This window comes from Ralstonia sp. SET104 (assembly GCF_003851545.1).
Lineage (GTDB): Bacteria > Pseudomonadota > Gammaproteobacteria > Burkholderiales > Burkholderiaceae > Ralstonia.
The window spans coordinates 191,083-216,823 of the sequence record NZ_BHVX01000002.1; the positions used below are offsets into that span (position 1 = coordinate 191,083).

Consider the following 25,741-nt stretch of genomic DNA (forward strand, 5'->3'; position numbering starts at 1 on the left):
CGTCTGGCCGACTCTTTTGACGAACTTTTTTTGCGTCGCCTGCTTGAACCCGGGCTTCCTAGCCCCATAACCCATCACTAAACCTATAAATCTGGAGTGTGCCATGAGCAACAAAGGGCAATTGCTACAAGACCCGTTTCTGAATGCGCTGCGTAAAGAGCATGTACCGGTGTCGATCTACCTCGTCAACGGTATCAAGCTGCAAGGCAACATCGAGTCGTTCGACCAATACGTTGTGCTCTTGCGTAACACCGTGACGCAGATGGTGTACAAGCATGCGATCTCCACCGTGGTGCCGGCCCGTGCCGTGAATTTCCGCGTGGACGAAGCGCCTGACGCCTGATTCTGCCTCGCTCCCGCCGCCATCCGCGCGGCGGGACGCACCCACCCCCGGTTTTTCCTTCTTTATTTCCCCGCTTGGCATCCCATCCCACCTCCAGCTCGGAGCCGACTCGCGCCATTCTGGTCGCGGTTGATTTCGGCAAACACGATTTCCAGGAAAGTCTGAGTGAACTGGCGCTGCTGGCGTCCACCGCCGGCTCCGAGCCGGTGCGCGCGGTCACGGGCAAACGCTCCAGGCCAGACGCGTCGCTGTTCATCGGCTCAGGCAAGGCGGAGGAAGTAAAGATCGCCGCGGACGAGGAAGACGCTGAAATCGTCATCTTCAACCACGCGCTGAGCCCCGCCCAGCAGCGTAATCTTGAGCGCTTCTTCGGCCGCCACGTGGTGGACCGGACGGGCCTCATCCTCGACATCTTCAGCCAGCGCGCACAGAGCCACGTCGGCAAGGTGCAGGTGGAACTCGCGCGCGTGCGCTATCAGGCGGCACGTCTGGTGCGGGCGTGGAGCCACCTGGAGCGTCAGAAGGGGGGGGTCGGCCTGCGTGGTGGCCCTGGCGAGCGCCAGCTCGAACTGGATCGCCGGATGCTGGATGAACGCGCCAAGCGCTTATCGTCCGAGTTGGACAAGCTGCAGCGTCAGCATGACACGCAACGCCGTTCGCGCGGCCGCAACGATGCATTTTCCGTTTCTTTGGTCGGCTATACCAACGCGGGCAAATCGACGTTGTTCAATGCGCTGACCAAGGCACGCGCCTACGCAGCCAACCAGTTGTTCGCCACGCTGGATACGACCTCGCGCCGGTTGTATCTGGAGGGATTGGGCAACGTGGTGCTGTCGGACACAGTCGGCTTTATCCGCGATCTGCCCACGCAACTGGTGGCCGCCTTCCGCGCCACGTTGGAAGAAACCGTGCACGCCGACGTGCTGCTGCACGTGGTGGACGCTGCCAGTACCGTCAAGCATGAACAGATGGAACAGGTCGATCGCGTGCTCGATGAAATCAACGCCAGCGGCATCCCGCAGATTCTGGTGATGAACAAGATCGATGCGGCTGAGGAGTTGCGTGCCGCCGGCCCGCGCATCGAGCGTGATGAAACCGGTGCCGTGCGGCGCGTGTTCGTCTCTGCCATCGAGGGGGCCGGGCTGGATCTGCTGCGCCAAGCGTTGGTCGAGACCGCGATTCGCCTGCGTGAGCACCCAGCGTCGCATGGTGGCGATTTCGATCCCCGTTTCGACACCCGCCGTGATTCACTGCCGGCGCACCGTGACGAACTGTCGCAAAGCTTGCCGAGCAGCGGTTCTTCCGCCAAAGGTGACGAAGAGGGCTGATAGAATGCCCCGTTACTCCTTCGCAGTCAGACAATCAGGACAAGCCCGACCGCTCATGCCCGAGATTTCGACCCAGTCTTCTTCCATGGCCTCGCCCCGTTCGGCGCGAGGTTTGTGGCACCGCTTACGCGTGCTGCTTTCGCTGAACGACCCGCGCTGGGGTCGCGGCGATGACAATAACGCCGAGCGCGAAGACAAAGACGAGCCGAAGCGCCAAAGCAAGCCGCCCCAGGATGGGCCGCCCGATCTTGACGAGTTGTGGCGCGATTTCAATCGCCGCCTGAATAACTTGTTCGGCCGCAAGGACAGCGGTAATGGTAATGACGGCCCCACGCCGCTGCGTCCGGGTAATGGCCGCGCGGGTTCGGGCCTTGGTGTTGGCGTGCTGCTGGCGGTGCTCGTGGGCCTGTGGATGGCCAGCGGCTTCTTCATCGTGCAGGAAGGTCAGACTGGCGTGATCCTGCAGTTCGGCCGCTTCAAGTATCTGGCCACGCCGGGTATCAACTGGCGCCTGCCGTATCCGATCGAGTCGCACGAGATCGTCAACCTGTCGGGCGTGCGTACGCTTGAGATCGGTCGCACGACGCAAATCAAGGATACGAACCTGAAAGACTCGTCGATGCTCACGCAGGACGAGAACATTGTCGATGTGCGCTTCTCGGTCCAGTACAACATTGCCAACCCGGTCGATTACCTGTTCTACAACCGCACAGACCGTGGCGGCGACGAGGAACTCGTGACGCAAGCGGCTGAAACGTCTGTGCGTGAGATTGTCGGGCGCAACAAGATGGACGCGGTGCTGTATGAGGGGCGTGATGCTGTCGGCCGCAATCTGGCGGAATCGATTCAGCGCATCCTGTCGGCGTACAAGACTGGTATCCGCATTCTCAGCGTCAACGTGCAAAGCGTGCAGCCGCCCGAGCAGGTGCAGGCCGCATTCGACGACGTGACCAAGGCGGGCCAGGACCGTGAGCGCGCCATCTCCGAAGGCCAGGCTTACGCCAACGATGTGGTGCCCCGTGCCAAGGGTACAGCCGCCCGCCTGGGTGAAGAGGCCCAGGGTTACAAAGCACGCGTCACGGCACGTGCAGAGGGCGATGCGGCCCGCTTTGCCTCGGTGCAACGCGAATACGCGAAGGCCCCGCAGGTCACGCGCGACCGTATCTATCTGGAAACCATGCAGGACATCTACGCCAATTCGACCAAGGTGATGGTCGATCAAAACAACGGCAGCCTGCTGTATCTGCCGCTGGACAAACTGATCGCACAAACGCAGGGCGACACGTCGCGTCCGGCCGCCGCGCCCGGCACTTCACCACAGGACAGCGGCTCGGCACAGAGTGTGCCCACTCCCTCCCATCCGTCACCGGCCAATGACGCAGACTCGCGCTCGCGCGAAGCACTGCGCAACCGTGACCGCGATTCGCGCTAACAGGAGGGCACGATGAATCGTCTGATTTCTGCCTTCGTGGCGCTTGTCATTGCTCTGGCGGTGTTCTCGTCAGTGGTGTTCGTGGTGGACCAGCGGCAGTACGCCGTGGTGTTCGCCTTTGGTGAGATCAAGCAGGTCATCAAGGAGCCGGGGCTTCATTTCAAGCTGCCCCCGCCGCTGCAGAACGTGGTGTTCATGGACAAACGCCTGCAGACCATCGATGTGGCCGGCGCCGACCGCTTCATCACGGCCGAGAAGAAAAACCTGTTGGTCGATTGGTTCGTGAAGTGGCGTGTGTCTGATCCGCGTCTGTTTTACGTGAGCTTCAAGGGCGATAACCGCCTCGCGCAAGACAGCATGACGCAGAAGATCAACTCCATCGCCCGCGACGAGTTCGCTCGGCGCACGGTCTCCGACGTGGTATCGACGGATCGTGAAGCGGTGATGCAGAGCATTCTCAAAGGCGTGCAGGAATACGGCAAGTCGGTCGGCGTCGATATCATCGACGTGCGTCTGAAGCGCGTCGATCTGCTGGCGAGCGTGACCGAATCGGTCTACCGCCGCATGGAAGCAGAGCGTAAGCGCGTGGCCAACGAACTGCGCTCCACCGGTGCGGCCGAAGGCGAAAAGATCCGTGCCGATGCCGATCGTCAACGTGAAGTCGTGCTGGCTGACGCTTATCGTGACGCGCAGAAAATCAAGGGTGAAGGCGATGCCCGTGCCGCCGACATCTACGCCGATGCGTTTGGCCGCGATCCGCAGTTCGCCGCATTCTGGCGCTCTATGGAGGCGTATCGTGCGTCGTTCCGCGATCGCAAGGATGTGATGGTGTTGCAGCCGAACAGCGATTTCTTCAAATATATGCGCAGCCCAAATGGTGGTAACTCGGGCAGTGGTTCGGCGGCAGCACCAGCCGCCCAGACAGGGCGCCATCGCTAGTACAATGCGTCGCTGATTGTATTTGAGGCGGACAAACCCCGGCTTGCCGGGGTTTTGTTCGTTCGCCACCCGCATCCCATGGAAGAGTCACTCCCCACCGTTTTGCTGGCCGCATGCGCGCTGGTTCTCGTCTTTGAGGGCATTCTGCCGTTCGTGGCACCGCGGGCCTGGCGGCGTGCTTTCCAAGCGCTGACCGACCTGCCTGACGAAAAGCTGCGCGTGATCGGCCTCGTGTCGATGGCGATTGGGCTGATCCTCCTGCGGTTGCTGCATCGCTAGCCTGCTTCCTGCGTTTTTCGAATTTCTGCCGTACCAAGACTCCTGAGCGAGACCGCCATGCCGACCAATTGGCTGCTGCCTGAATCCATTGCCGATGTGCTGCCTTCCGAGGCGCGCAAGATTGAAGAGCTGCGCCGCCGCATGCTCGACCTGTTTCGCACCTACGGCTACGAACTGGTCATGCCGCCGATGCTGGAATACATCGAGTCGCTGCTCTCCGGCACCGGCCACGATCTGGATCTGAAGACTTTCAAACTGGTCGATCAGCTCTCTGGCCGCACGATCGGTCTGCGTGCCGACATCACGCCCCAAGTCGCCCGTATCGATGCCCATTTGCTGAACCGCGCCGGCGTGACGCGCTTGTGTTACGCCGGTTCGGTGCTGCATACGCGTCCGAGTGGGTTTCACGTCACACGCGAGCCGCTGCAGATCGGGGCCGAAATCTATGGTCACGCTGGTCTGGAAGCCGATTTGGAAATCCAGGAGTTGATGCTTGCCGCGCTGTCGGCCGCTGGGCTGGCGGATGTGCGGCTGGACCTTTGCCACGTTGGCGTGGTGGCTGCGCTGCTGGAGCAATCGCTGGTTGCCGCTCGCATTCAGGACGACCTGTTCGCGGCGCTTGCCGCCAAGGATGTGCCCGCCCTGCGCGCCATCACGGCCGATTTGCCAGTGGCGCAGCGCGATGCGATCAATTTGTTGCCATCGCTGTACGGCGGTATTGATGTGTTGGACCATGCGCGCAAGCAGTTGCCCGCGTTGCCCGCCATTGGCCGCGCGCTTGACGATCTGGCCACGCTGGCCGAACGTGCGGGCGGTGCGACCATCAATATCGATTTGGCTGACCTGCGCGGCTACCACTACCACAGCGGTGTGATGTTCACGGCCTATGTGGCAGGCGTGCCGAACGCCGTGGCGCGTGGGGGCCGGTACGACAAGGTGGGTGAGGCCTTCGGCCGTGCTCGCCCGGCAACCGGTTTTTCGTTGGACCTGCGCGAGGTCGCCGGCATCTCGCCGGTGGAGGCTCGCGCAGCCGCCATCCACGCGCCGTGGTCCGGTGATGCCAAGTTGCGCGAGGCAATTGCTGCCCTGCGTGCCGCTGGCGAAATCGTCATCCAGTCGCTGCCGGGCCATCCGGAAGACCTGGAGGAGTTTGCTTACGACCGCCAACTCGTGGAAGAGGGTGGTCGCTGGATCGTCAAGCCCCGCAACGCTTCTGTCTGAGGCTGTTGCATAACGTTGTGTAAATACCCGGTAATTTCAGGGAAGCCCTTGGCAACAAGGGTAGAATACGTTTTTAACCCATCTGCAAATTCAACATGTCCGCACCAGCAGTGAGCCAAGGACGCAATGTCGTCGTCATCGGCACCCAGTGGGGTGACGAAGGTAAAGGGAAAATCGTCGATTGGCTGACCGATCATGCGCAAGGCGTGGTTCGTTTCCAGGGCGGACATAACGCAGGCCATACCCTCATCATCGGCGGCAAGAAGACGATTCTGCGTCTGATCCCGTCGGGCATCATGCGCGATGGCGTGGCGTGCTATATCGGCAACGGTGTGGTGCTCTCGCCCGAGGCGCTGTTCAAAGAAATCGACGAACTGGAATCGGCCGGCGTGCAGGTGCAGAATCGTCTGCGCATCTCGGAAGCGACTACGCTGATCCTGCCGTACCACGTTGCCATCGACAAAGCGCGCGAAGCTAAGCGCGGCGCCGCCAAGATCGGTACGACCGGTCGCGGGATCGGTCCCGCCTATGAAGACAAAGTTGCTCGCCGCGCGTTGCGCGTCCAGGACTTGTTCGACCCGGCCTACTTTGCCGAGCGTCTGCGCGAGAACCTGGACTTCCACAACTTCGTCCTGACGCAGTATCTGAACCACCCGGCGCTGGACTTCCAGCAGACGCTGGACGAGATGCTGTCGTACGCCGACCGCCTGGCCCCGATGGTGACGGACGTGTCGGCCGAGCTGTTTGCCGCCAACGCGGCTGGCAAGAACCTGATGTTCGAGGGCGCGCAAGGCACGCTTCTCGACATCGACCATGGAACCTATCCGTTCGTCACGTCGAGCAACTGCGTGGCCGGTAACGCCGCCGCAGGCGCGGGCGTCGGTCCGGGCCAACTGCATTACATCCTCGGCATCACGAAGGCGTATTGCACGCGCGTGGGCTCCGGCCCGTTCCCGAGCGAGCTGTATGACGCGGACAACCCGGCGCGTCAGGACCCAGTGGGTGTGCGTCTGGCCAACGTTGGCAAGGAATTTGGCTCGGTCACCGGCCGTCCGCGTCGTACCGGCTGGCTGGACGCCGCCGCGCTGCGTCGTGCGATCCAGATCAACGGTGTGTCGGGCCTGTGCATTACCAAGCTCGACGTTTTGGATGGCCTTGAAACCCTCAAGCTGTGCGTCGGCTACACGCTTGACGGCAAGGAAATCGACATCCTCCCGCGTGGCTCCGATACCGTGGCCCGTTGCCAGCCGATCTACGAAGAGTTCCCGGGCTGGAACACTTCGACCTTCGGCTTGAAGGAATGGGGCGCGCTGCCCGAGACCGCTCAGGCTTACCTCAAGCGCGTCGAGGAGGTGGCCGGTATTCCGATTGCCATGATCTCGACCGGCCCTGATCGCGACGAGACCATCCTGCTGCGTCATCCATACAAGGACTGATGCACTGCTCCCAGATTCGCCCGGTCATTCGCCGGGCGAATTTGCATGGAGCGCCGTTTTTTATAAAACACGATAGCGGCAACTCACACCGCATTTACGATACGTAGAGGAACACCATGAACCAGCCGATCAACGACGACTCGCATCTGTGGGTATCCTGGGATGACTATCATGGCCTGATCGAGCGCCTGGCGCTCGTTGTGCATGAGTCGGGCTGGAAGTTCGACAAAATTCTGTGCCTGGCGCGCGGCGGCTTGCGTGTAGGCGATCAGCTCTCGCGCATCTACGACTTGCCGCTGGCTATTCTCGCAACCAGCAGTTATCGCGAGGCGGCTGGCACGCAGCAGGGCGATCTCGACATCGCGCAGTACATCACGATGACGCGTGGTGAGTTGTCGGGTCGAGTGCTGCTTGTGGATGATCTGGTGGATTCGGGCATCACGCTGGAGCGTGTGGGGCGTCACCTGAAGGAGCGCTATCCGGCCGTGACGGACGTGCGTACCGCCGTGCTGTGGCACAAAGGGTGCTCGAAGATCAAGCCGGACTATGCTGTGCAGTTCTTGCCGACCAACCCGTGGATCCATCAACCGTTTGAGGAATACGATACGCTGCGGCCACATAACCTGGCGGCGTGGATCAAGCGTGGCAAGGCGCGCGCGAACGGTAGCGGTGAGGCGCCGGGCGTCTAAGCCGGTGGTCGACTGCGTTGAGGCGTGAATGGAGTGGCGTGTGCGGCTTGCGCGGGGCCTGCCACTTCGGTAACCTGACGTCACGGGCTGCAACGTTGGCCCGAAACCCGCGTACGGATTGGCTTTGTAGAACATGCCCAATACGAGCTGCGCGGTTGATCGAAGTGTGGTGCGTCTTTGTGGATGCGCTGCGCTTCGAGCCCACCCTGCGTTTGGGGCAGGTGAGGCCAGTGATCCTGGCTTGGCCCTGGCGCGATAGCCAAGACACAATGCACGTTGCCCTTCGCGGAATGTCGCGTCAGCTAGTGAACAACAACAATCCGGCGACGGAAAAGAAAAACGGCGCAACTTGCGTTGCGCCGTTCCTAAACTCTGGTGCCCAGGAGAGGACTCGAACCTCCACGGAGTTACCCGCTAGTACCTGAAACTAGTGCGTCTACCAATTCCGCCACCTGGGCAGGTGTGCGTGTACCGAAGCTGTAATTATTACGGGATCCTGCGATCCTGTCAACACTCTAGAAGAAAAAATTGAATCAACCGACTTATCCGATCCCGAGCCGGGAGGAAATCCTCGGTGTGCTGCGCACGTCGGGGTCTCCGCTGTCAGCCACCGATATTGCCAAGACCCTGTCGGTCACGCGCAAAGAGCACGACGGCTTTATCAAGCGTCTGACCGCCATGGAGCGGGATGGTCAGATCGAACTCAACCGCAAGGGGCGCTATGAGCTGGCGCACCAGCCCAATTTCATCGAAGGCCGGGTGATCGGCCATCGCGATGGTTTCGGCTTCTTCGTGCGCGATGACGGCGAGCCCGATATTTTCCTGCCCGAGCGCGAGATGCAGAAGGCCATGCACGGCGACCGCGCCTTGGTGCGCGCCGTCGGCTACGACCGCCGTGGGCGCTCGGAAGGCCAGATCGTCGAGATTCTGCAGCGTGCCAACAAGCGCGTTATCGGCCGGCTGCTCTCAGAGGGCGGCACCTTGGTGGTGGCGCCCGAAGACAAGCGCCTCGGCCGCGACATCCTGATCGCGCCCAAGGGGCAAGGCAAGGCCAAGGTCGGCCAGGTGGTGAGCGTAGAGATCCTGGAATATCCAGACCGCTACGTGCAGCCGATTGGCCGCGTGATCGAAGTGCTGGGTGAAATTGACGATCCCGGCATGGAAATCGAAATCGCGGTGCGCAAGTACGGCGTGCCGCATGAGTTTTCCGAGCCGACGCAACGCGAGGCAGAAGCGTTGCCAGACGTGGTGCGCGATGCCGACTTGGCGGGCCGGATCGACTTGCGCGATGTGTCGCTCGTCACCATCGATGGTGAGGATGCGCGCGACTTCGATGACGCGGTCTACGCAGAGCCGATCAAGATCGGCCGCAGTAAGGGTTGGCGTTTGATTGTGGCGATTGCCGACGTGTCGCATTACGTGCGTCCAGGGCTCCCCCTCGATGCCGACGCTATTGATCGCGCGACTTCGGTTTATTTCCCGCGCCGTGTGATCCCGATGTTGCCGGAGAAGCTCTCCAACGGACTGTGCTCACTGAACCCGGAAGTGGACCGTCTGTGCATGGTCTGCGACGCCGTCATCAGCGCCAAGGGCGAGATCAAGGCTTATCAGTTCTATCCGGCGGTGATGCATTCAAAGGCACGTCTGACCTACAACGAGGTCTGGGCGATCCTGTCGAACGTAAAGGGTCCGGAGGCGGCCAAGCGCGCATCACTGGTGCCGCATCTGCAAGACCTGTATGAGCTGTATCAGACGTTGCTCAAGGCGCGCCGCGAGCGCGGTGCGATCGACTTTGATACCACTGAGACGTACATCGTCTGCAATGCGCAGGGCAAGATCGAGCAGATCCTGCCGCGCACCCGCAACGATGCGCACCGGCTGATCGAAGAATGCATGTTGACGGCCAACGTCTGCGCGGCCGAGATGCTGGAGAAGTACAAACACCCGGCGCTGTATCGCGTGCACGCCGGCCCGACCGAAGAAAAGCTGCAGGCCCTGCGCGCTTTCCTTAAAACCAGCGGATTGACGCTGGGTGGCAGCGACAAGCCGCAGGCGGCCGATTACGCCGAGCTGATGGAGAAGATTGCCGCGCGTCCTGACGCGCCGATGCTGCAGACCATGCTGCTGCGCTCGATGCAGCAGGCGGTCTACAGCCCGGACAACATCGGTCACTTTGGTCTGGCGTATCCGGCGTATGCACATTTCACCAGTCCGATCCGCCGTTATCCGGACTTGCTGGTGCATCGCTCCATCAAGGCGATCCTGCATCGCACGCGCTATGTGCCGTCACTGGCACCGGGCGTGCAACTCAATAGTGCGCTGTCGCCCAAGGCGCGTCGTCTGCAGACCGAGGCTGAGAAGGGCGTGCCCGCGGCCGTCGTCAACAAGGCCAAGGCCGAGGCAATCTGGCATGAGTTGGGCGTGCATTGTTCGGCCAATGAGCGCCGTGCCGATGAGGCTTCGCGAGACGTTGAGGCCTGGCTCAAGTGCTACTTCATGCGCGACAAGCTCGGCAACGAGTTCTCTGGCACCGTCAGCGCGGTCACTTCGTTCGGCATCTTTGTGCAGCTCGATGAGTTGTACGTGGAAGGTCTGGTGCACGTGACCGAACTGGGGAGCGATTACTTCCAGTACGACGAAGCCCGAAACGAGTTGCGCGGCGAACGCACGGGCATCCGCTACCGCCTCACCGACCGCGTGCGCGTGCAGCTCCTGCGTGTGGACCTGGATGCACGGAAGATGGATTTCCGTCTGATCCAGGAACCTTCGACCAAGGCCCTGCGCCCCGCCAAGGTGACCGGCGCACCAGAAGCCACGGCGACGCGTCAGCCAGCGGTTGCTACGCCGGCGCCGTCGGTCGGCCGTAAGAAACCGCGCCAGTTGGCGGCGCTGCTGGGCGGTACGGCCAAGCCGGAAGAATCGTTCGACGAAACGCTTGATCGCGTCATTGAAGAGCAGCCCGTCTTTGAGCCAGGTGGCCGCGCACAGCCCCCAGGCCATGCGCATGCCAAGCCGGCGCGCAAGAAGCAGGCGGCGCGTGTGATCAAGCCCAAGAGCGGTGCCAAGACTGCCGCGCCGCGCAAGGCGGCAGGCAAGGCCCCGCGCAAGCCGAAGGGGCGTTAAAACGGCCGAGGGGTGAGGGCAGACGGGTACAATCGCGCCATGTCTAAATCCAAGCTCCTCATCGGCTTTCATGCCGTAACCGCCCGACTGCGCCACGGCGCGAAGTCGATCGACGAAATCTATTTCGAGGCCAACCGCCGCGACCGCCGCATGCAGGATTTCCTGAAGGCGGCGGAAGCAGCCGGCGTGCGCCTGATTCCTGCCGACACCGACCGCCTGCGTGGCATTGCGGGCACCGACCGCCATCAGGGCGTGGTTGCCAAGGCGGAATCGCTGTCGCTGGCGCTGAATCTCGACGAATTGCTCGACGGTATCGAAGGCACGCCGTTGCTGCTGGTGCTCGACGGTGTGACCGATCCGCACAATCTTGGCGCTTGCCTGCGTGTGGCCGATGCAGCAGGCGCGCACGCAGTGATTGCGCCGAAGGACCGCAGCGTCGGGATTAACACGACGGTTGCCAAAGTGGCCAGCGGTGCCGCTGAGACCGTCCCGTACATCACCGTAACGAACCTGGCACGCACGCTGCGCGAGCTGCAGGAGCGTGGCGTGTGGGTAATCGGTACCGCCGATGAAGCCGAACAGGATCTCTACCAAGCGGATTTCAAGGGCCCCATCGCCATTGTGATGGGCGCCGAAGGTGAGGGCATGCGGCGCCTCACGCGCGAAACCTGCGACGCGCTGGTCAGCATTCCGATGGCGGGCAGCGTGGAAAGCCTGAACGTGTCGGTGGCCAGTGGCGTGTGCCTGTTTGAAGCAGTGCGCCAGCGCACAGCGGCACCTGCCAAGAAGGGATGAGCACAGAACCGACGGCCGCATTGGATGCGGCTGCATTGGCCCAGGCTCACGCCTGGGTTGAGGCCGCGCAGCACGTCATGGTGTTGACCGGCGCGGGCGTCTCAGCCGAATCCGGTGTGCCCACATTTCGTGATGCACTGACCGGCTTGTGGTCGCGCTTCAACCCCGAAGACATGGCCACCGAGGCTGCGTACCGAAAGCACCCGCGCATGGTGTGGGATTGGTACCAGGAACGGCGTGAGCGCGTGCTTCAGGCACAGCCGAATCCTGCGCATCTGGCCATTGCCGCGCTTGCCAGGCGCAAGACAGTGACGCTCGTCACGCAAAACGTCGACGGCTTGCATCAGCGCGCCGGCAGTGATGGCGTGATCGAGTTGCACGGCAATCTTTTCGCCAACAAATGGCTGGGCGGATGCGGTAAATGCGATATCGCCACAGCCGAGCCGGGCAGACCGCCGCGTTGCGCGATGTGCGGTGCGATGCTGCGTCCGGGTGTGGTGTGGTTTGGCGAGCAGCTTCCGCTGGTGGCGAACTACCGCGCCGAAGAGGCGGCCAACGCGTGCGACGTGTGCCTGGTGGTGGGCACGTCCGGCATGGTGTATCCGGCAGCCGGGCTACCGGGCTTGGCCAAGGACCACGGCGCAAAGGTGATCGTCGTGAATCCGGAGCCGAGCGCACTGGATGCAACGGCTGACCTCGTGATCCATCAGCCGGCGGGCGTGTGTTTGCCCGCCATGCTGGGATAACCCCCTGCTGTCCCTTAAGCCGCCACGCGCAGCGGCTCAATCAACGCTTCGAGCTTGATCGCATCCGCTGCAAACAGGCGGATGCCCTCGGCCAGCTTTTCTGTCGCCATCGCGTCGGCGTTCATGTGCCAGCGGAACGATTTCTCGTCGGCGGGCAGGCGCACGATGTTGGCGGCGTTTGCGTTGTCCGTGGACAGCTTGCGTTCGACCGGCGCGTCGGATTGCTGCAGTTGGGCGAGCAGATCGGGGCTGATTGTCAGCAGGTCACAGCCGGCCAGTTCGACAATCTGCGAGATGTTGCGGAAGCTCGCGCCCATCACTTCGGTCGGATAGTCGAACTTTTTGTAGTAGTTGTAGATGCGCAGGACGGACTGCACGCCTGGGTCATTTGCGCCGCCTTGGGCGATTGGGTCCCAGTTGGCACCGGCGTCTTTCTTGTACCAGTCGTAGATGCGACCGACAAAGGGTGAGATGAGCTGCACGCCCGCTTCCGCGCACGCTACGGCCTGCGCCAGCGAGAACAGCAGCGTCATGTTGCAGCGGATGCCCTCGGCGCGGAGTTGGTCAGCCGCACGGATGCCTTCCCACGTCGACGCGATCTTGATCAGCACGCGCTCGCGTGCCACGCCGCGCGCTTCATACAGCGAAATCAGATGCTTGGCCTTGGCGACCGTCGCCTCCGTGTCGAACGACAGGCGCGCATCGACTTCAGTCGACACGCGGCCCGGAATGATCGACAGGATCTCGCAGCCGAACGCCACGAGCACCGCATCGATGATGTCTTCCACACTGTCGCTGCGCGCATCGCGCACGGCTTGTTCCAGCAGCGGGCGGTACTCGGCTTTCTGCACGGCCTTGAGGATCAGCGACGGATTGGTCGTTGCATCGTGCGGCGCATACGCGCGCATGGCCTGAAAATCGCCCGTATCGGCGACGACGGTGGTGAACTGCTTGAGTTGATCGAGCTGAGTCATGAAGCGAATCCGCAATAGGTTCAAGCGACGTTCCAGCGTTGTGCCGGAGGAGAGGAGATGAATCGATTGTACTCCGCACGTTTGGCTCCGCCAGCCGGCCGAGAGCCATCATATTGATCCGGTACACTACCGGGTTTTCCGATCCCGACCGAGTTTTTGCGATGACGCAGGATGAACTGAAGGCACTGGTGGCGCAGGCCGCCGCAGACTATGTATTGGCCAACACGCCCGAAGGTGCGGTACTGGGTGTCGGCACCGGCTCGACGGCCAACCTGTTCATCGACGCGATGGCGCCGCACAAGGCGCGCTTTGCCGGTGCGGTGTCCAGTTCCGAGGCTTCCACGCGCCGCCTGCAGGGCCACGGCTTCACGGTGCTGGATTTGAACGAAGTCGATGCCATTCCCGTGTACGTGGATGGCGCTGACGAAATCGACGCTTCGGGCGCGATGATCAAGGGCGGTGGCGGTGCGCTCACGCGCGAGAAGATCGTTGCCTCGGTCGCCAGCGTGTTCGTGTGCATTGCAGATAGCAGCAAGCTGGTCGAGACCATGGGCGCTTTCCCGTTGCCAGTGGAAGTGGTGCCGATGGCACGCGCCGCCGTAGCGCGCCAACTGGCAGCACTGGGCGGGCAGCCGCGCCTGCGCATGACAAAGGAAGGTCAGATCTACAAGACCGACAACGGCAATGTGATCATCGACGTGGCGGGCCTGCGCATTGCCGATCCGAAGGGCTTGGAATCGGTTGTCAACGATATTCCGGGCGTGGTGACGGTCGGATTGTTTGCCAAGCGTGGTGCCAATGTGCTGCTGCTGGGTACTCAGGCTGGAGTGCAACGCCGCGATTTCTGATGGCTGTCTGCACATTGTTGAAGAAGCTGCTCATGCAACGGGCAGCTTTTTTTGTGCCCATTGCTCCACTTCGCCGTACGCATTGTCAAATGTGATTTGTACGCTCACGTTTGAGGCAGGCCAGTGAATGAAAGCGAGCTTAAGTGAGACGTAAAGTGGCCGATAACACGGATACGCCGCAGCCCAACTGCCCATCCGAAGTCGTCTCACCTCTTCCTCTCATGAAACTCGCAATCAAACTTCCCCTGGCCTTTGCAGCGGCGCTGTTACTGATGTTTGCCGGGGCCATCTATGGCATTGCATCGCTCAGCCATTCCATCGTCGAATACAACACCACAGTGCAAGCGCGCGTGGCCGACGAACGGGCGGTGACGAAGATGCTCGTGACCTTCAAGACGCAGGTGCAGGAATGGAAGGACACGCTGCTGCGCGGAGAAGACCCCGTCAAGCTGGACAAATACTGGGGCGCTTTTGTCAAAGGCGAACAGGCGGTCACGGACCAAGCCAAGGCTCTGCAGATCTCTCTGCCGCCGGGCAAGAGTCGAGACCTGATCGCTCAGTTCGCCACCGCGCACGCGGCCATGGGCGTGGGCTATCGCAAGGGGCATGACATGTTCGTTGCTGCCTCGTTTGACCCAACAGTGGGCGACAAGGTGGTCGCGGGTGTGGACCGCGAACCGGCACGCTTGCTGGATGAGGCGGCGCAGGAGATCGCAAAGGAAAGCGCAGCCGTATCGGCCAAGACCGCGCAGACTGCGCATATCGCGCTGATGGTCAGTGTTGTGCTGATGCTTGCGGCGTTCGGACTGGGGCTGGCGGGCGCGTTCCTGTTCAGCCGCTCAATTACACGGCCGTTGTCGCGCGCCGTGGAAGTAGCCAGCGCCGTTTCGCACGGCGATCTGGCCAAACCGTTTGAAGTGCGCGGCACCGATGAGATTGGCCAGTTGCTCGTCGCGCTCAAGGAGATGCAGCGCAGCCTCGCCAGCGTGGTGAGCGAAGTGCGCCGCAATGCCGAGGGCGTAGCGGCTGCGAGTTCGCAGATCGCCTCGGGCAACCTGAACCTGTCGTCGCGCACAGAAGAGCAGGCGGCCTCGCTGCAGGAGACGGCTGCCAACATGGATCAAATCACCGCCACGGTTCGGCTCAATTCAGAGAACGCCGTGCAGGCTTCGTCGCTGGCGGGCCACGCGTCGGACACGGCCGCGCGCGGCGGCAAGGTGATGAGCGATGTGGTGCAGACAATGCAGGGCATCTCGGAGAGTTCCAGCCGGGTGGGCGAAATCATCGGCGTGATCGACAGCATTGCCTTCCAGACCAACATCCTGGCGCTCAACGCGGCGGTGGAAGCCGCCCGCGCTGGCGAGCAGGGCCGCGGCTTTGCTGTGGTAGCCGGTGAGGTGCGCACGCTCGCGCAGCGCAGCGCCACCGCGGCCAAGGAGATCAAAGGCCTGATTGGTCAATCGACTGAACGCGTGGAAGCCGGCGCGCGCCTCGTGCAGGATGCCGGCAGCATCATCGACGAGATCGTCGTTTCGGTGCAGCGCGTGACGCAGATCGTGACGGAAATCTCGTCCGCATCGGCCGAACAGAGTACCGGCATCGAACAGGTGAATATCGCGGTGGGCCAGATCGAAGAGGTGACGCAGCAGAACGCTGCGCTTGTGGAGGAGGCTTCTGCCGCAGCGCAGGCCATGGCGGATCAGGCCGATGCGCTGCGCCGTGCCGTGGCGATCTTCAAGGTCGATATGGACGGAGTGGTCGCGCCCGCATAGGCGTCGGACCCATTGCCGAACAAAAAAGCCGTTCAGCGCAACCTGAACGGCTTTTTTTGTTGGCGGCAGATCAGGCCGAGGGCGGCGGCACGTAGCCGGCGGCTTCGTCTGCGCCTTCGCCGAAGAAGTACTTCTCAGTCTGCTTGAGCAGGTACTGGCGTGCGCGCGAATCCGCCATGTTCAGGCGGTTTTCATTGATCAGCATGGTCTGGTGCTTGAGCCAGCCGGCCCACGCTTCTTTCGAGACGCTTTGCCAGAGTTTCTTGCCCAGTTCGCCGGGCAGGGGCGGAAAGTCGAGACCTTCGGCTTCCTTGTTGAGCTTGACGCAGTGGACCATGCGGGCCATGGGGGTTCCTCTTGTGTGGCGGGAGCGTCGCTCTTCTCTTTCGCGACGCAGGTGCCGCTATTGTAAAGGCCGCGCGCCGCCGGGCTCGGATTCCACGACGCGCGCCAAGGGTTTAGCGTTTAGAGCTTCTTCATCAGCACCATTGAACGCCGCTGCCAGTTGTAGAGCTTGCGGCGGTCTTCCGGCAGATCGTCCACGGTGGCACGCACGAAGCCGCGCTTGAGGAACCAGTGCTCGGTGCGTGTGGTGAGCACGAAAAGGTGCTTGAGGCCGATGGCGCGGGCGCGCGTTTCGATGTGCTTGAGCAGGCGTTCGCCGTCACCGGTGCCCTGGCTATCGGGTGAAACCGTCAGGCAGGCCATCTCGGCCACACCTTCCTTCGGGTACGGATACAACGCCGCACAACCGAAGATGATGCCGTCGTGCTCGATGACCGAGAAGTTGGTGATGTCGCGCTCGAGCAGCCGGCGTTCGCGCGGTACCAGCGTGCCGTCGGCTTCCAGCGGCTCGATCAATTGCACGATGCCGCCCACGTCGTCCAGCGTGGCTTCGCGCAGGTATTCCAGATCAGTGTGCGACACCATGCTGCCCACGCCATCGTGCAGGAACAGCTCCAGCAGGATGCTGCCGTCCAGCGCGAACGGAATCAGGTGGGCCCGGCGTACGCCGCCGCGCATGGCCTTGGTGATGTGCTGCAGGTAATAGGCCACGTCTGGTGTGAGGCTGCCGTCGCGCAGGCGCTCGATGGCCATTTCCATCGACAGGTCCTGCTGCAGCTTGCCCACACGGTCGACGAGCCCTTGCACCTCGGTGATGAAGATGAGCTTGTCGGCCTTCAGCGCCGTGGCTGTGTTGGCCGCCACGTCTTCCATCGACAGATTGAACGCCTGCCCCGTGGGCGAGAAGCCCAGCGGTGAGAGCAGCACGATCTTGCGGTTGGAGAGCGATTGCTGGATCGAATCGGCGTCGATCTTGCGTACCAGCCCCGTGTGCTGAAAATCCACGCCGCCCACGATGCCCACCGGCCGCGCCGTCACGAAATTGCCCGACACCACCGAGATGCGCGCACCGGCCATCGGCGTGTTCGGCAGCGCCTGGCTGAAGGTGGCTTCAATGTCGAGGCGCAATTCGCCAGAGGCTTCCTTGGCCGATTCCAGTGCGGCGTTGTCTGTCACGCGGATGCCATCGACAAACTGCGTTTGCACGTTGCGCAGCGCCAGTTGCTCTTCCACCTGCGGGCGCGAGCCGTGCACCAGCACGATGCGCATGCCCATGGCGTGCAGCAGGGCGATGTCGTTGACCAGCGAACCCAGCATGCCGGCCTTGACCAGCTCGCCGCCGAAACCGATCACGAAGGTCTTGTCGCGGAAGGCGTGGATGTACGGCGCCACCGCGCGCAGCCAGTCCACGAACTGCTGCTGTTCGGGCGTGGGCGGAATCGGGGCGATGTCAATGGGGGCGGGCGTGTGCGCCACCAGCGAAACGCCGGAGGCGGGGGCGGAGGAACGAGCGGTCACGGGCGGTGGATGAGTGGGGCGGGAGGCTGGGCCAACGATGGCGGCCAGTGCAGGCAAACATGCGCGGATTATAATCCCGCCCGATGTCAGATTCCCACGCCCAGCCGTCCCGGCCACGCCCGGCGGCTCCCTCCCCGAAATCGCCGAAAGACACGCCGCCGCCTGAGCGCAAGCCCGGCGGCAATGGCCGTCCGCAGCGTCGTCCGAAACCCACGCCGGAAGAATTGGCCGCCGCACTTGCGGCCCGCCGCGCACGCGCCAACCGCGTCCCGCCGATCACGTTTCCCGAAGCGCTGCCCGTGTCGGCCCGCCGCGAAGAGATCGCCGAGGCTATTGCCGCCAACCAGGTCGTGATCGTCTCGGGCGAGACCGGTTCGGGCAAGACCACGCAGTTGCCGAAGATCTGTCTGTCGATCGGGCGGGGCATTGGCGCGGGCGGCACCGGGCTGATTGGGCACACGCAGCCGAGGCGGATTGCCGCCACGTCTACGGCCAAGCGCATCGCCCAGGAAATCGGTACGCCAGTAGGCGAGCACGTCGGCTTCCAGGTGCGCTTTAACGACACGCTGTCGGCTGGCGCGTCGGTCAAGCTCATGACCGACGGCATCTTGCTGGCCGAAACGCAGAATGATCCGCTGCTGCGGGCCTACGACACGATCATCATCGACGAGGCACACGAGCGCAGCCTCAACATCGATTTCCTGATCGGTTATCTCAAGCAGCTCCTGCCGCGGCGGCCGGACATGAAGGTGATCATCACCTCGGCGACCATCGATGCGCAGCGCTTTGCCGAGCACTTTGCCGGGCTGAATGGGAAGAAGGGTCCGGCGCCCGTCATCGAAGTCAGCGGCCGGCTGTATCCGGTTGAAGTGCGCTATCGCCCCGTCCAGCGCGACGAGAAAGACAAGGAGCGCGACCTCTTTGAGGCGATCGTCGATGCCGTGGACGAACTCGCCCGCGAAGGCGCCGGCGACGTGCTGATCTTCCTGCCGGGCGAGCGCGAGATCCGGGAGGCGGCTGAGGCGCTGCGCAAGCACCATCCGGCGCATACCGAGATCCTGCCGCTGTTTGCGCGGTTGTCCGTACAAGAGCAGGAACGCGTATTCCGGCCGTCCAACGCACGGCGTATCGTGCTGGCGACCAATGTGGCCGAGACCTCGCTCACGGTGCCGGGCATCCGCTACGTGGTCGACACGGGGCTGGCGCGCGTCAAGCGCTATTCATATCGCAACAAGGTCGAGCAACTGCAGATCGAGCCGGTCTCGCAGGCTGCGGCCAACCAGCGCGCGGGCCGCTGCGGCCGGGTGGCCGATGGCGTGTGCATTCGCCTGTATGAAGAGGCGGATTTCATCGCGCGGCCGCGCTTTACTGATCCGGAAATCCTGCGTTCGTCGCTGGCGGCGGTGATTTTGCGCATGAAGGCGCTGCGGCTGACCGACGTCGAGCAGTTTCCCTTCATTGAGTCACCGCTGGGCCGCGCGATTGCCGATGGCTATCAACTCCTGCAGGAACTCGGTGCTGTCGACGACGAGAATGCGCTGACCCCACTGGGCAAACAGGTCGCGCACCTGCCGCTGGACCCGCGCGTGGCGCGGATGATCCTGGCGGGGCGAGACCATCAATGCCTGCGCGAGATGCTCATCATTGCGAGCGCCTTGTCGGTGCAGGACCCGCGCGAACGTCCGCAGGAGCTTCAGCAGCAGGCGGACCAGGCACACCGTCAGTTTGCCGACGAGAAATCCGAATTTCTCGGCTGGGTGAAGCTGTGGAAGTGGTTTGAAGAGGCCGTCGCGCACAAGAAGTCGAACAAGCAGTTGCAGGATCAGTGTCGGTCGCACTTTCTCTCGCACTTGCGGCTGCGCGAATGGCGCGATGTGCACTCGCAATTGCACACCACGGTGGCGGAGCAGGGCTGGAAACTCAATGCATCCGATCCGACATACGAACAGTTGCACCTGGCGCTGTTGACGGGCTTGCTCGGCAATATCGGCGTGCGCATTGAAGAGGCTGATGGCAAGGGGCGCGAATATCTCGGCGCACGCGGCATCAAGTTCTTCCTGTGGCCGGGCTCGGTCATCGCGCGCAAGGCCGGCAAGTGGGTCGTGGCGGGCGAGTTGGTCGAAACCAGCCGCCTGTTCGGGCGTACGCTCGCGCGCATCGAGCCGGAGTGGGTTGAGAAGGTTGGCGCACATCTGTTGAAGGCGTCGTGGAGCGATCCGCACTGGGAAAAGAAGGCCGGCCAGGTGATGGCCTTCGAGCGCGGCACGCTGTATGGCCTGCCGATCTACCAGCAGCGCCGCGTGCACTTCGGTCCAATGCAGCCAAAGGAAGCGCGCGAGATGTTCATCCGCCGTGCGCTGGTCGATGGCGAATTCGAAACGCGCCTGCCGTTCTTTACGCACAACCAGCGGCTGGTGCGCGAGATCGAGAACCTGGAGCACAAGTCCCGGCGGCAAGACGTGCTGGTGGACGATGAACTGATCTACGCGTTCTACAACAGCCAGATTCCGGCGGACATCCACAACGCTGTCGCTTTCGAGCGCTGGTATGCCGACGCCGCCAAGGGCGGCCAGAAGCTGCTGTATCTGAACCGCGACGACCTGATGCGGCATGAGGCGGCCGGCATCACCACCGATCTGTTCCCCAAGACGCTGCCGATTGCCGGCATCGACATGGGCCTGACGTACCATTTCGAGCCCGGCAGCCCGCGCGATGGCGTGACGCTCACGGTGCCGCTGTACGCGCTCAACCAGGTGCCCGCGCAGCGCGCCGAATGGCTGGTGCCGGGCATGCTCAAGGAGAAGGTGCACCTGCTCCTGAAGAGCCTGCCGCAGAAGCTGCGCCGCCACTGTGTGCCGCTGCCGGACTACGCCGCCGGTTTTGTTTCCCGCGTGAAGCTGGGCGATGGCGATCTGCTCGACCGCCTGATCGCCGATGTGCGCGAGCAGACTGGCATCGCGCTCAAGCGTGCCGACTTCAAGCTCGAAACGCTGCCCGCGCATCACTTCATGAACTTCAAAGTGATTGACGAGCACGGCCGCCAACTCGACATGGGCCGTAATCTGACCCAGTTGCGGGCGGAACTCGGCGGACGCGCGCAGCAGACCTTCCAGTCAATCGCCGCGCAGGATGCGGCCGCTGTTGGCGGCCAGAACGACGGTGCCAAGCCCGGCAAGGCTGGCAAGGCGGGCAAGTCCGATGCGCCGCCCAACGCCGCGCTGTACTCCGGCCTGACCACCTGGAACTTCGGCGAGCTGCCCGAGTTGCTGGAAGTCCGCAAGGGCAATCAGACGCTGTTCGGCTATCCGGCGCTCGTCGACGCGGGCGACCACTGCGATGTGGAAGTCTTTGACGACCCGGCGGAGGCTGCGCGCATCCATCGGCTGGGCTTGCGCCGGCTGTTTGCGATCCAATTGCGCGAGCCGCTGAAGTACCTGGAAAAGAACATCCCCGGCCTGTCGCAGATGGCGATCCAGTTCATAAACCTGGGCACGCAGGACGAACTGCGCGACCAGATTCTGGATGCCACGCTCGAGCGCGCCTGCCTGCAAGACCCGTTGCCTACCGACGACGCCAGCTTCGGTGCCCGCAAGGATGAAAGCCGCGCCCGCCTGACGCTGTTGGCGCAGGAGATCGCGCGGCTGGTCGGCGCCATCTTGGCTGAATACGCGCAATTGCCGCGCAAGCTGCAGATCGCCAAGCCGTTTGCCGCTGCCACAGCGGACATCGACGCGCAACTGAAAACGCTGATGCATAAGCGCTTTATTGAGGCGACGCCGTACGCGCAGTTGACGCATTTCCCGCGTTATCTGAAGGGCATCGCGTTGCGCGTCGACAAGCTCAAGGCTGACCCCACGCGCGATACGCAGCGCATGCAAGAGATGGCGCCGCTCATCCAGCAATATCAACGCGCGGAAAAGGCGCTGCGCGTGCAGGGGCAGGGCGGCAATGATCCGCGCATGGAGGAATTCCGCTGGATGCTGGAGGAGTTGCGCATCGCCCTGTTCGCACAGGAGTTGCGCACGCCGGTGCCCATGTCGGTCAAGCGGCTGCAGAAGGTGTGGGAATCCATGCAGCGATAGCTGCAATGCTTTGTTGAGAGCGGGGAAAGTTCCCGCTTTCTTTTTTTGATTTGTGTCAGCGATGGTGTAAGTGCGAGCGTTAAAATGGCGAGCTAAGTTGCTGAATCTCCTTGCTATGTCTGCCTCGCGCGCCTCGTTTGCTCCCCGTTGGTTTTCCACACTTGTCCTGTCGGCCGCTGCCCTGATGGCGGCGCATGCGGCGCGTGCTGAAGTCGTCACCGTGCTCAACTCGGGCGACGCAAGCATCTCTTTGATCGACAAAGACACCCGCAAGGTGCTAGAGACGTTCCCGATCGGCAAGGAGCCGCACCACCTGATCGCCACGCCGGACGACAAGTCACTGATCGTCGCCAACGCGGTCGGTAATGAGTTGGTGTTCCTCGACCCCGTGACCGGCAAGATCCAGCAGCGCGTGCCGCGCATCGACGATCCGTACCAAATCGGCTTCTCGCCTGACCAGAAATGGTTCCTGACCACCGGCAACCGCCTGGACCGTGTTGACATCTACCGCTGGGATGGTCACGCGCTGACCATCGCCAAGCAAATCCCGGCCGCCAAGACGCCGAGCCACATTGCTTTTACCGCCGACAGCAAGATCGCCTTCATCACCCTCCAGGATTCCAACGAGGTGATGGCCATCGATCTGCCCACGCAGACCGTGATGTGGCGCATGACCATTGGCTCCGCGCCGGCCGGTGTGTGGGTCACGAATGATCAGAAATATCTGCTGGTTGGCATGACCGGTGCGGATTACGTTGAGGTAATCGACTGGCGCAACCACACCAGCGTTAAGCGCATCCAAACCGGCAAGGGCGCGCACAACTTCCGCGCTTTGGGCGACAAGCGCCACCTGTTCCTCTCGAACCGCGTGTCGGGCACGATCAGCATCATCGATCAGCAAACGCTGACCAAGGTGGGTGAAATCACCGGCCTGCCGCCCGGCCCCGATGACATGGAGTTGACCGCTGACGGCAAGCAGCTATGGGTGACATGCCGTTGGGCCAAGCGCGTGGCGATCGTGGATGTGGCAAGCCGCAAGGTCGTGGAAGAGATCAAGGTCGGGCGCTCGCCGCACGGCATTTATTTCCGCACGCGCGCTCCGTTGATCTGAGTGTGACGAAGATGAAATCCGGCCTGTCGATGTTGCGCACGGCAACTGCTATGACGGCGCTGGGGCTGTGCACCTTGGCTGTGGCTGGCCCCGGCGGCGTGAACGCTGGTGCGTGCAAGGGCACGGTCTACCTCACGTTTGACACCGGCAGCATGAGCCAGGCGCAGTTGATTGCCGACACACTGCGTCGCCATCGTATTCAAGCCACGTTCTTCCTGGCCAACGAGAAGACCATCCACGGCGACAGCACGCTGGATGATGGCTGGGTGCCGTATTGGAAATCGCTCGCCGCCGATGGCCACGCATTCGGCACGCACACCTTCGATCACGTCTACTACAAGGGCGAGGCCGGAGCGGGCAAAGTCCGCTTCCGCCCGCAATTTGGCGAGCAGAGCGGTCGCAACGTCGTCTGGGGCGAGCCCGAGTTTTGCGCAGAACTCAAGCACAGCGCCGAGCGCTTCAAGACCATGACCGGCCAGGCGATGGACCCGCTGTGGCGCGCGCCGGGCGGCCACCTGTCAGCGACGACCGAAGCCTGGGCCAAGCAATGCGGGTTTGCCCACGTAGCTTGGGCGCCAGCCGGCTTCCTGGGCGATGAGCTCCCTTCCGAGCGCTATCCGAACGACGCGCTGCTGCAGAAGGCGCTCTCAACCCTGCGTGATGGCGACATCACCATGGCGCATCTGGGCATCTGGTCGCGCAAGGATCCGTGGGCGCCGGCCGATCTGGAACCGCTGATCGTCGGCTTGGAGCGCAAGGGTTTCTGTTTCGCCACGCTGCGCGATCATCCGCAGTACAAGGCCTGGTTTGCTGCCCGCCCGGCACACGCGGCGGCCCGCTGACATGTTCGACTGGATTGCCGACACCTTCACGCAGGCGCAGGACGTGCTGTTTCAGCACGTCGTGATGCCGATCACCTATGCCATCGGCCTGGGTGGCTACGTTGAGGATGCGTATCCCGGCACCGAATGGCTGCTGATGGGGCTGGTGCAGATCGCGGTGCTGCTGCTGATCTTCCGCCCGCTCGAGCGCTGGCGCCCGGTGGAGCCGATACAGGATCGCAAGGCCGTGCGCGCCGATATCATTTATACGTTGTTCCATCGCCTTGGCTTCTTCCCGTTGCTGCTGTTCTTCACCCTGCAGCCGCTGATCGACAGTCTGGACGGCAAGCTGCGTTTCTGGGGGTGGGCGCACCTGAACGTGGAAGACTGGTGGCCGGGCGTCACGTCGGTTGCCGTTGTCAGTTTCCTCATCTATCTGGTGCTGTTCGACCTGCTCGACTACTGGTACCACCGCCTGTCGCACAAATTCCACTGGTGGTGGAACCTGCATTCGCTGCACCACAGCCAGCAGCAGATGACGTTGTGGTCGGACGATCGCAACCACATCCTTGATGATGTACTGCGGGGCGCAGTGTTTGCCATCGCGGCGCTCGTTATTGGGGTGGAGCCCTCGCAGTACGTGCTGCTGGTCGCCATTTCGCAGTTGCTGCAGAGCTTGCAACACGCCAATGTGCGACTGCATTTCGGCTGGCTGGGCGAGCGGCTGCTGATCTCGCCGCGCTTTCATCGTCTGCACCACGCCATTGGCCTGGGGCATGAAGTGCCGGGCAGGCCGGGAGTGCTGGGCGGTTGCAATTTCGGCGTGCTTTTCCCGTGGTGGGACATGCTGTTCGGCACCGCCATCTTTTCGCCGGATTACCACGCCACCGGCATCCGCGATCAACTGCCCGCGCCGCAGGGCAGTTCGCGCGACTACGGGCGCGGCGTGCTGCGACAGCAGTGGCTCGGCCTCAAACGCCTGTTTGGCCGCGCGTAACGTAAAGGGCAGATGGGGCGGCGCCCGCGTCATGTCCGCATGCTGTGCTAGGCTGTCCGCTCCCTGATTTCCCGATTTCTGCATGAACGACCTGATTCGCTCATTTGGCCGCGCGCTGCTTTCGCAGTTGCATCCGCGCATGCTGTTCTTGACGGTGCTGCCTTTCGTTGTGGCCGTGGTGGTCTGGGGCGGGGTGCTGTATTTCGGCTGGGATGCCATGAACGGCATGGCTCGCAACGCCGTGGAAGGCTGGGCTTTCATGGGTTGGATCAAGAGCGGCCTCAACGCCATCGGCATGACAGGGCTGTGGTCGGCCATTGCGCCGCTGCTGGTCATCACCTTGCTGGTGCCGGTGATTGTCGTATCGATTCTCGTACTGGTGAGCGTGGCGTCGGTGCCGGTGGTCATGCGTTTTCTTGACCGCAGCTATCCGCAGCTTGAGCGCCGCAAAGGGGGCTCGGTGGTGGGCAGCCTGACGCATGCGCTGCTGTGCACGCTCGTGTTCATCCTGGTGGCGATCGTCACGCTGCCCTTGTGGCTCATCCCACCATTCTTTGCGCTGATCCCGCCGCTGCTCTGGGGTTGGCTCACGTACCGCCTGATGACATACGACGCACTGGCTGACCACGCTACAGCCGATGAGCGACGCGCAATCATGCAGCGCTACCGGTTGCCGTTGCTGGGTATCGGTGTGGCGGTCGGCATGCTGGGCTCGGCGCCGACGCTGCTGTGGGTGTCGTCGGTGGTGACCATTGTGCTGTTCCCGATCATCGCCATCGCCGTCATCTGGCTGTATGTGTTGATCTTCATTTTCTCAGCGCTGTGGTTTGGCCATTTCTGCCTGCGCGCGCTTGCGCGTCTGCGCGCCGAGGCGCCGCCGGCACGTATGGTCGAAGTCAGCGTCATCGACGTTACGTCCATCGAACTGCCTCGCGAGTAAGT

21 protein-coding genes and 1 tRNA gene are annotated in these 25,741 nt (G+C 62.7%); 18 read left to right on the plus strand and 4 right to left on the minus strand.

Features of this window, described 5'->3' with window-relative positions:
* Window positions 1-103: 103 nt before the first annotated feature.
* The 8 genes from hfq to PSUB009319_RS03550 all read left to right on the plus strand — a co-directional run bounded on the left by hfq (window position 104) and on the right by PSUB009319_RS03550 (window position 7,667).
* Window positions 104-343, plus strand: coding sequence for an RNA chaperone Hfq (hfq, locus tag PSUB009319_RS03515; protein WP_004626316.1), 240 nt, complete (start codon window positions 104-106; stop codon window positions 341-343).
* Window positions 344-417: 74 nt separating this feature from the next.
* A complete protein-coding gene (gene hflX / locus PSUB009319_RS03520) occupies window positions 418-1,671 on the plus strand; it encodes a GTPase HflX (RefSeq protein ID WP_124380871.1) in 1,254 nt (417 codons plus the stop codon).
* A gap of 55 nt (window positions 1,672-1,726) precedes the next feature.
* The gene (hflK, locus tag PSUB009319_RS03525; protein ID WP_124380872.1) at window positions 1,727-3,103 is read left to right on the plus strand and encodes an FtsH protease activity modulator HflK; all 1,377 of its coding nucleotides are present in this window, start codon (window positions 1,727-1,729) and stop codon (window positions 3,101-3,103) included.
* Between the two features lie 12 nt (window positions 3,104-3,115).
* Window positions 3,116-4,042, plus strand: coding sequence for a protease modulator HflC (gene hflC, locus PSUB009319_RS03530; RefSeq protein WP_124380873.1), 927 nt, complete (start codon window positions 3,116-3,118; stop codon window positions 4,040-4,042).
* Between the two features lie 78 nt (window positions 4,043-4,120).
* Window positions 4,121-4,321, plus strand: a complete 201-nt coding sequence (locus PSUB009319_RS03535; protein ID WP_124380874.1) for a DUF2065 domain-containing protein — start codon at window positions 4,121-4,123, stop codon at window positions 4,319-4,321.
* A 57-nt stretch (window positions 4,322-4,378) separates the two neighbouring features.
* Window positions 4,379-5,542 carry an ATP phosphoribosyltransferase regulatory subunit gene (locus PSUB009319_RS03540; RefSeq protein ID WP_124380875.1) on the plus strand — a complete coding sequence of 388 codons (1,164 nt, stop codon included), beginning with the start codon at window positions 4,379-4,381 and terminating at the stop codon, window positions 5,540-5,542.
* A 95-nt stretch (window positions 5,543-5,637) separates the two neighbouring features.
* Complete coding sequence (locus PSUB009319_RS03545) at window positions 5,638-6,978, plus strand: adenylosuccinate synthase (RefSeq protein ID WP_124380876.1); 1,341 nt, start codon at window positions 5,638-5,640, stop codon at window positions 6,976-6,978.
* Window positions 6,979-7,094: 116 nt separating this feature from the next.
* Window positions 7,095-7,667 (plus strand): phosphoribosyltransferase, encoded by a 573-nt coding sequence (locus PSUB009319_RS03550; protein ID WP_124380877.1) that lies wholly within the window; start codon window positions 7,095-7,097, stop codon window positions 7,665-7,667.
* 373 nt (window positions 7,668-8,040) lie between these two features.
* On the opposite strand, the gene PSUB009319_RS03555 is transcribed toward PSUB009319_RS03550, so the two are convergent.
* Window positions 8,041-8,125: transfer RNA gene (locus tag PSUB009319_RS03555), tRNA-Leu, on the minus strand.
* Between the two features lie 70 nt (window positions 8,126-8,195).
* Here PSUB009319_RS03555 and rnr point away from each other — a divergent pair.
* Genes rnr through PSUB009319_RS03570 form a run of 3 tightly spaced genes read left to right on the plus strand, consistent with a single transcriptional unit; the run spans window position 8,196 to window position 12,331 of the window.
* Entirely contained in the window at window positions 8,196-10,790 is a 2,595-nt protein-coding gene (gene rnr, locus PSUB009319_RS03560) for a ribonuclease R (protein WP_124380878.1), read from the plus strand.
* 39 nt (window positions 10,791-10,829) lie between these two features.
* A complete protein-coding gene (gene rlmB / locus PSUB009319_RS03565; RefSeq protein ID WP_124380879.1) occupies window positions 10,830-11,585 on the plus strand; it encodes a 23S rRNA (guanosine(2251)-2'-O)-methyltransferase RlmB in 756 nt (251 codons plus the stop codon).
* Window positions 11,582-12,331 carry an NAD-dependent deacylase gene (locus PSUB009319_RS03570; RefSeq protein WP_124380880.1) on the plus strand — a complete coding sequence of 250 codons (750 nt, stop codon included), beginning with the start codon at window positions 11,582-11,584 and terminating at the stop codon, window positions 12,329-12,331. The genes rlmB and PSUB009319_RS03570 overlap by 4 nt, the downstream gene beginning before the upstream one ends.
* A gap of 14 nt (window positions 12,332-12,345) precedes the next feature.
* Here the strand turns inward: PSUB009319_RS03570 and tal are convergent, their stop codons facing one another.
* Entirely contained in the window at window positions 12,346-13,305 is a 960-nt protein-coding gene (gene tal, locus PSUB009319_RS03575; protein ID WP_124380881.1) for a transaldolase, read from the minus strand.
* 161 nt (window positions 13,306-13,466) lie between these two features.
* On the opposite strand from tal, the gene rpiA reads away from it, so the two are divergent.
* Window positions 13,467-14,153: a ribose-5-phosphate isomerase RpiA gene (rpiA, locus tag PSUB009319_RS03580; protein WP_124380882.1), complete on the plus strand. Its 687-nt coding sequence runs from the start codon at window positions 13,467-13,469 to the stop codon at window positions 14,151-14,153.
* A 221-nt stretch (window positions 14,154-14,374) separates the two neighbouring features.
* Window positions 14,375-15,925: a methyl-accepting chemotaxis protein gene (locus tag PSUB009319_RS03585; RefSeq protein ID WP_124380883.1), complete on the plus strand. Its 1,551-nt coding sequence runs from the start codon at window positions 14,375-14,377 to the stop codon at window positions 15,923-15,925.
* Between the two features lie 70 nt (window positions 15,926-15,995).
* On the opposite strand, the gene PSUB009319_RS03590 is transcribed toward PSUB009319_RS03585, so the two are convergent.
* Both PSUB009319_RS03590 and argA read right to left on the minus strand, forming a co-directional pair.
* Window positions 15,996-16,271, minus strand: a complete 276-nt coding sequence (locus PSUB009319_RS03590; protein ID WP_124380884.1) for an oxidative damage protection protein — start codon at window positions 16,269-16,271, stop codon at window positions 15,996-15,998.
* Between the two features lie 119 nt (window positions 16,272-16,390).
* Window positions 16,391-17,788: an amino-acid N-acetyltransferase gene (argA, locus tag PSUB009319_RS03595; protein ID WP_124380885.1), complete on the minus strand. Its 1,398-nt coding sequence runs from the start codon at window positions 17,786-17,788 to the stop codon at window positions 16,391-16,393.
* 83 nt (window positions 17,789-17,871) lie between these two features.
* Between argA and hrpA the strand changes: the two genes are divergently transcribed.
* The 5 genes from hrpA to PSUB009319_RS03620 all read left to right on the plus strand — a co-directional run bounded on the left by hrpA (window position 17,872) and on the right by PSUB009319_RS03620 (window position 25,739).
* Complete coding sequence (gene hrpA / locus PSUB009319_RS03600) at window positions 17,872-21,870, plus strand: ATP-dependent RNA helicase HrpA (protein ID WP_124380886.1); 3,999 nt, start codon at window positions 17,872-17,874, stop codon at window positions 21,868-21,870.
* 115 nt (window positions 21,871-21,985) lie between these two features.
* The gene (locus PSUB009319_RS03605; RefSeq protein WP_124380887.1) at window positions 21,986-22,981 is read left to right on the plus strand and encodes a cytochrome D1 domain-containing protein; all 996 of its coding nucleotides are present in this window, start codon (window positions 21,986-21,988) and stop codon (window positions 22,979-22,981) included.
* Between the two features lie 11 nt (window positions 22,982-22,992).
* Window positions 22,993-23,823, plus strand: a complete 831-nt coding sequence (locus PSUB009319_RS03610) for a polysaccharide deacetylase family protein (RefSeq protein ID WP_124381068.1) — start codon at window positions 22,993-22,995, stop codon at window positions 23,821-23,823.
* Between the two features lies 1 nt (window position 23,824).
* Window positions 23,825-24,799 carry a sterol desaturase family protein gene (locus PSUB009319_RS03615; protein WP_124380888.1) on the plus strand — a complete coding sequence of 325 codons (975 nt, stop codon included), beginning with the start codon at window positions 23,825-23,827 and terminating at the stop codon, window positions 24,797-24,799.
* 82 nt (window positions 24,800-24,881) lie between these two features.
* On the plus strand, window positions 24,882-25,739 hold the full coding sequence (locus PSUB009319_RS03620; protein WP_124380889.1) for an EI24 domain-containing protein: 858 nt from the start codon (window positions 24,882-24,884) through the stop codon (window positions 25,737-25,739).
* The last annotated feature ends 2 nt before the right edge of the window (window positions 25,740-25,741 follow it).